Here is a 5,066-nt window from a genome sequence, read left to right as displayed (position 1 = left end):
CTTTTCTACAAGTTGCTCAATTTTAAGCAATGCATCTGTCCCCATATAAGCTGCAAAACCACCCACTGCAACGCTAAGCTTTATGCCAAAATTAAGATAATTTACAATTTCAAAAACTAGATATGCTACAAACATAGAACCTAGCATACCTTTTAAAAAGAGTGTAAATTTACCTTTTAAATTAAGAGCTTTGCTTAATTTATTTTTTGTTACAATTCCTACAAGTCCAGCTATAAAGCTTACTATCATTAAAACCATATATACAAATATATCTTCTAATTTCATTGCTAGTTCCTTGTAAAAATTTCAAATACATACAATAAAGCTAAAGCAAAGCTTGAAAATAAAAGAGCTATAAGAAGATCTTTTGCAATGCTTTTTTGATTTATCATTTTATTATTTTCTTTCATCTTTCTCTCCTGTGCAAAGCTTGGCTATATTTTCAACTTCTAAGTAATACTTAGAGATTTCTTTAGCACTTTCTAAGTCTTGTTTGTCTAAAGGCTTTAAAGGAAGTTTTAAAGGGCATTTAATAGGAACTTTAACTTCTTTGATTTCAGTTTTAATCAAAATATCTTTAGAAGCACAAGCGCTTAAAAAAACAAAAGGTATAATTAATAGGAAAATTCTCATTTTATCATTCACTTTTTTGCTCCTAAAATATTAAATAATTCTTTATAAGCTTTAAGTTCACTCTGGCAGCTTTTATCTTTAATAAAAACCTTATCCACTTTTAAAACTTCTTTTAAAGTCTCTTTGGGCTTTAAATCAAGTTTTAATTTATCAATAGCTTTATTTTGCTGGGCTAATTTATCTTTAAAAACATTGATTTCATTGCTAAAATGCAAAGCTTTAAGTTTTAGATTTTCATTTTCTAAAGCTAAAGCATTGTTTTTTAAATATAAAAAACCACAAAGAGCAATTAGAACAAAAAAAGCTATTTTTGAAGGACTTAAAAACCTTGATAAAATAAAACTAAACACAATCTTTTCCTTATGGATAAGTCCATCTTGCTTTTTTGCCTCTAGTGTCTAAATGCACAAACCCAGCATAAGGATCATTAAAATTATGCTTTATGGCAATCCCTAAACCTCTTTCGCCATAGGTGTTTAAAACATATTGATGAACTTCTTCTGTTTTAACTCCTTTAACCACAAAGTCCGCTGCACTTCCTATAGTGTGTTGGCTTTTAGGGGCTCCACCAATCTCTGCATTATGCTCTTTGCAGCGATATCCACTATTTATAATAATAGGAGCATTGTAATGTTCTCTGATTTCACAAAGAATGTCTATAAGCTCATCACTTGGTACATTTTGCGGTAATTCACATTTGCCGCATTTACATTTAAATTCGCTTTCTTTAAAATAAGGGTTATTTTTCATTTTCTTCTTCTCCTTCTGGTTTTGAAAAAATTTCTATATTAAATTTAAGCCTATAAGCAAATAAAGAACTGCTTATAAAACCACTTTCGATACTACTTAAAAGCTTTTTGCTTGTATCAAATTCAAAAAGTTTTAGTCTTAATTCATCTATTTTTTTAATCAAAGAATCTTTATCTTTATTAAAAGTATGAGAACTAAAAATCAATGAAAAATTCACACTATCTTTATGATGATTAATACTTGTTAGGCTTTCAAGCATTAGATAAAGTCCGCCTTGTTTGACATCTTCGTAATTTGCTATGCCTATCGCATTAAAATGCTTTAATAAATCTTTGCTAACACTATCTAAAGTCAAAACCTGTCCTTTTTAACTTCGCAGATGAAATGAATTCATCCTTGCGATAAGGAGCTACGCTCCCTTAACCCACCTGAAGGCCACGCCCGACCTCGCCTTTTACTCCTTAAAGTCTTGCCTTAAAAAGCTAAAACCTGTCCTTTCTTTGCATAATTTTAAGTCTTAAAGAGCTTAAATTTCCTTCTTTATCAATCAAAGGTGCATTTTCAATTCGTTTTAAAGCATTATCTAGAAGGATTTTATCTTCATCATCTAAGACGATTTTAAGATAAATTTTTATGCGAATGTATGCAAAATCCTCCCAAATAAAATCAGCAATATCTTTATTTTTGCAAATATCATCTGCATCTTTTGCTGCTTTAGCTACTACTTCTCTTGTAATTTCATCGATATTTGCTAAGTTTTGTTGTGCCCTTTTCATCAGTGCTAACTCTTTTAAAGTAAGAGCTAGCATTTTAGGAGGAGAAAGCAAGGCTATCATTTATCTTGTTTTCCTTTTTTTTGTTTCTTTGTTTTTTAAAGACTCATTTATTATAGTTTCTTCATTTTCTTCTAAAGTCTTTTGTTTTTCCTTTAAAAATAAAGCTTTTTCTTTTTCAAACTCTTGTTTTTCCTTTAAAAATAAAGCTTTTTCTTTTTCAAACTCTTGCTTTTCCTTTAAAAATAAAGCTTTTTGATCGTCATTTTCTTTTGGATTTAAAATTGCATTTTGATTTCTAAGTTTATTAGCTGAAACTATATTGTCCATTATTCTGCCTTTCCGCTTGATTTATAAGCTAATTGCCACAGTCCATAACCTGCATTGTCTTCGCTATCGATTCCATATTGGAAAGTCTTACGCATAAAAGCAGCTTCATCAGTAGGATTATCTTTAGCAACAAACTCAGCTCCTTTGTTGATTTGCAAAATTAAAGGTTTGATTGGTTTGGTATTGTCAATTAAATACCAAGCGTCTTGATCGCTTAAATTTGGACTTGTAAATACTTCTACAACGCCTTTAAAAACATTGCTTGAACCATTGATTAAATCGCTATTTACAATCTCGAGTGCTTTTGCTTCCAAGCTTAATGGTACAACCAAAAGAGCAGGATTGATATTTAAAGTGCGTCCGCTTTCATTAGTCAGTGCACGCATATTTTTTCTAGCCTCCATAAGACTTGTAGCACTTAATTTTTTATCTCCAAGATTTGAAAAACTCACACCACCAATATCGTGATCATTTGCAAAAAATGCTTTTCCATCAAAGCAAGTTTGATTTTGCTCTAAAAGTGTAAAAATAAGATCATTATAATGATTTTGTACTTCGTAAGCTAACATTTCAATTTGTGGTCTTATTATTCCTAAATTATCGTAAGTTATTACATCTCGTGGTACTTCAATGGAACTTTCCCAATCTTTTTTAGTGATAGTATAACCTTGACCCTTAAGTTTGCTAAATTGACGATCGCCTATCCATTCACGCATTTTTGGTAAAGATGCTAAAAATTGATATTCTACAACCAAAGAATTTGCATTGGTTACCATTGCAAATTTTTCATAATCTTTATTTCCACCTTCAAGAGCATTATTAAAAATGGTTGAAAATCCCTTATTCACTGCTTGCATGTAAGCAGTGCTTAATTCTGTAAAAGCCATTATTTGCCTCCTTTGATTCCAAGTTGTTTAAAAACTTTTGCCTCATAAGCATTAAGTTCTTTTCTTTTGTTTGTAAAATTAAGTTCTTTTTTACCTAAAACAATATTTGCTTCTTTTTTGCAAACATCAAGATAATCTTCTAAAACCCTGCCTTTCATATTAAGAGCTTTTTGATAGCGATTTGGTAAAATGAGTCCATTTTGCAAAAGAGAATCAAGGCGTTTTTTATTAAGCTCAATCTCTGTTTCTTCATTTTTGTTTAAAGCAGTTTCAAGTTTTGCTTTAAGTTCTGCAATTTGTGCTTTTAACTCTTCATTTTCTTGTCTTAAAGTTTCTAACTCGCTGTCTGGATTTTCACCTTCACCTACACAATCTTCTGTCTCTTGTACGGATTCTTCTACATTTTCAGCTTGTTCTTCTACTTGCTCGGCTAATTTTTGTAATTCTTCTAATTCTTCTTCGTTCATTGTATTCCTTTCTTTTTTTAATTTCGCGGATGAACTAAAGTCATCCTTGCGAGTGGGAGTTTCACTCCCTGCACCCACCTGAAGACCATGCTCGACCTTGCCTTTTTTAGCTTCTGTCCCACTTCGTGGGGTGCTTAACTTTGAATTTTTGGTGCTATTGATTAATGACCTAGCTTTATTTAAAGCCCTGTTTAAAAGATTGGGCTGATTTACAAGTCCCATGGCGTCTAAATGAATAACATTTTTATCATCATCCACATAATATTCAGGGCTTAAATATCTAAAAGCCTTATTTTCAACAAGTTCTTTCCCTTTGGGCGTTAACTCAAGACTTGCATAAATGCCATCTTCTCTTAACTCTAATGAATTTCTATCAAACCAGCCATAAGCTTCTCCTCCTTGATGATTAAGATTTAACGCTATATCAAGTCCATTTTTTTGTATATTATTGATTAATTTTTCCCCATCTATCTTAAATACTCTCCCATCAAGTCCTTTGGCTATTCCAATAGGAGAAATTTTTACTTTTTCATTTGTGAGTTTTGTATTAAGCTCTAATAATAAATCACGCATCAAAAGCCTTTATTTTTTCGCATAATCATAAGATAAAAAATGCTTTTAAACCACCTATTTAAAGTATATATAGACTGATTTTAAAAAAATAAAAAAATATAATTTCAAGCAATAATTCTAAAGGAAAAATATGAGCAAAAAAGAACTTGCTAAAAGTCTTTTTATACAAGGAAAAAGTATCAAAGATATATGTGTTTTAACAGGTCTTAGCAGACAGGGTATATACTGTATGAAAAAAGATGATTTTAGCAAGGGTATTGATTGGGAGAGTTTAAAATTAGCCGCTTTAAGAGATGAAAAAGATTTAGAAAATAAAGAAGCTATGTTTTTAAACGCATTGATTGGTGAGTTTGAGAGGTTTTTAGAAAGCGCTAGTAAAAATGAGCTTGATATTGATACTTTAGAAGCTTTAAATAAATACGCTAAAACTTATTGGACTATTAAAGCTCCACAAAAAGTAGATGTTAAGGCTTTAAATTTACAAACTTGTAAAAAAACTATTGATTCTATTATTGAGTTAGCAAGCACCAATGAAATAGTTTGTGAATGGCTTAGTGATAATAGTGATTTAATTATTTCAAAGGTTTTAAAATGAACGAACTTGGCATCATTTGCGACATTAAAGAAGGTAAAGCTAAGGTTGCTATTGGAGA

The 5,066-nt window shown here is 30.6% G+C and carries 11 protein-coding genes; 1 reads left to right on the top strand and 10 read right to left on the bottom strand.

What is annotated here, in order from left to right; genetic code table 11:
- The 10 genes from AJ887_RS04050 to AJ887_RS04010 all read right to left on the bottom strand — a co-directional run.
- A partial coding sequence (locus AJ887_RS04050; protein ID WP_002875551.1) for a phage holin family protein occupies positions 1-285 on the bottom strand: 285 nt, incomplete at its 3' end.
- Positions 286-287: 2 nt separating this feature from the next.
- A complete protein-coding gene (locus AJ887_RS10385; RefSeq protein ID WP_261659780.1) occupies positions 288-410 on the bottom strand; it encodes a hypothetical protein in 123 nt (40 codons plus the stop codon).
- Positions 397-645: a hypothetical protein gene (locus tag AJ887_RS04045; protein WP_070280988.1), complete on the bottom strand. Its 249-nt coding sequence runs from the start codon at positions 643-645 to the stop codon at positions 397-399. Before AJ887_RS04045 ends, AJ887_RS10385 begins: the two co-directional genes overlap by 14 nt.
- Positions 642-983, bottom strand: coding sequence for a hypothetical protein (locus AJ887_RS04040; protein WP_002854893.1), 342 nt, complete (start codon positions 981-983; stop codon positions 642-644). The genes AJ887_RS04045 and AJ887_RS04040 overlap by 4 nt, the downstream gene beginning before the upstream one ends.
- 10 nt (positions 984-993) lie before the next feature.
- Positions 994-1,383: a YcbK family protein gene (locus AJ887_RS04035; RefSeq protein ID WP_002922136.1), complete on the bottom strand. Its 390-nt coding sequence runs from the start codon at positions 1,381-1,383 to the stop codon at positions 994-996.
- Positions 1,373-1,738, bottom strand: a complete 366-nt coding sequence (locus AJ887_RS04030; RefSeq protein WP_002790266.1) for a hypothetical protein — start codon at positions 1,736-1,738, stop codon at positions 1,373-1,375. Before AJ887_RS04030 ends, AJ887_RS04035 begins: the two co-directional genes overlap by 11 nt.
- 127 nt (positions 1,739-1,865) lie before the next feature.
- A complete protein-coding gene (locus tag AJ887_RS04025; protein WP_002790896.1) occupies positions 1,866-2,219 on the bottom strand; it encodes a hypothetical protein in 354 nt (117 codons plus the stop codon).
- Positions 2,220-2,486 (bottom strand): hypothetical protein, encoded by a 267-nt coding sequence (locus AJ887_RS04020; protein WP_261659779.1) that lies wholly within the window; start codon positions 2,484-2,486, stop codon positions 2,220-2,222.
- The gene (locus tag AJ887_RS04015; protein ID WP_002865845.1) at positions 2,486-3,373 is read right to left on the bottom strand and encodes a Mu-like prophage major head subunit gpT family protein; all 888 of its coding nucleotides are present in this window, start codon (positions 3,371-3,373) and stop codon (positions 2,486-2,488) included. Before AJ887_RS04015 ends, AJ887_RS04020 begins: the two co-directional genes overlap by 1 nt.
- Positions 3,373-4,413, bottom strand: coding sequence for a phage protease (locus AJ887_RS04010; protein ID WP_002790001.1), 1,041 nt, complete (start codon positions 4,411-4,413; stop codon positions 3,373-3,375). The genes AJ887_RS04015 and AJ887_RS04010 overlap by 1 nt, the downstream gene beginning before the upstream one ends.
- Positions 4,414-4,543: 130 nt before the next feature.
- Between AJ887_RS04010 and AJ887_RS04005 the strand changes: the two genes are divergently transcribed.
- Positions 4,544-5,008 (top strand): DUF1804 family protein, encoded by a 465-nt coding sequence (locus AJ887_RS04005; RefSeq protein ID WP_002901330.1) that lies wholly within the window; start codon positions 4,544-4,546, stop codon positions 5,006-5,008.
- The last annotated feature ends 58 nt before the right edge of the window (positions 5,009-5,066 follow it).

Source organism: Campylobacter sp. BCW_6466 (assembly GCF_001762835.1).
Lineage (GTDB): Bacteria > Campylobacterota > Campylobacteria > Campylobacterales > Campylobacteraceae > Campylobacter_D > Campylobacter_D jejuni.
Note: the sequence above shows the minus strand (reverse complement) of the source record. Positions and strands in the feature narration are given on the sequence as shown.

Coding starts and splice junctions, on each gene's coding strand:
- AJ887_RS04025 (WP_002790896.1), bottom strand. CDS start 2,219: ATGATAGCCTTGCTTTCTCCTCCTAAAATGCTAGCTCTTACTTTAAAA.
- AJ887_RS04005 (WP_002901330.1), top strand. CDS start 4,544: ATGAGCAAAAAAGAACTTGCTAAAAGTCTTTTTATACAAGGAAAAAGT.
- AJ887_RS04015 (WP_002865845.1), bottom strand. CDS start 3,373: ATGGCTTTTACAGAATTAAGCACTGCTTACATGCAAGCAGTGAATAAG.
- AJ887_RS04020 (WP_261659779.1), bottom strand. CDS start 2,486: ATGGACAATATAGTTTCAGCTAATAAACTTAGAAATCAAAATGCAATT.
- AJ887_RS10385 (WP_261659780.1), bottom strand. CDS start 410: ATGAAAGAAAATAATAAAATGATAAATCAAAAAAGCATTGCAAAAGAT.
- AJ887_RS04035 (WP_002922136.1), bottom strand. CDS start 1,383: ATGAAAAATAACCCTTATTTTAAAGAAAGCGAATTTAAATGTAAATGC.
- AJ887_RS04010 (WP_002790001.1), bottom strand. CDS start 4,413: ATGCGTGATTTATTATTAGAGCTTAATACAAAACTCACAAATGAAAAA.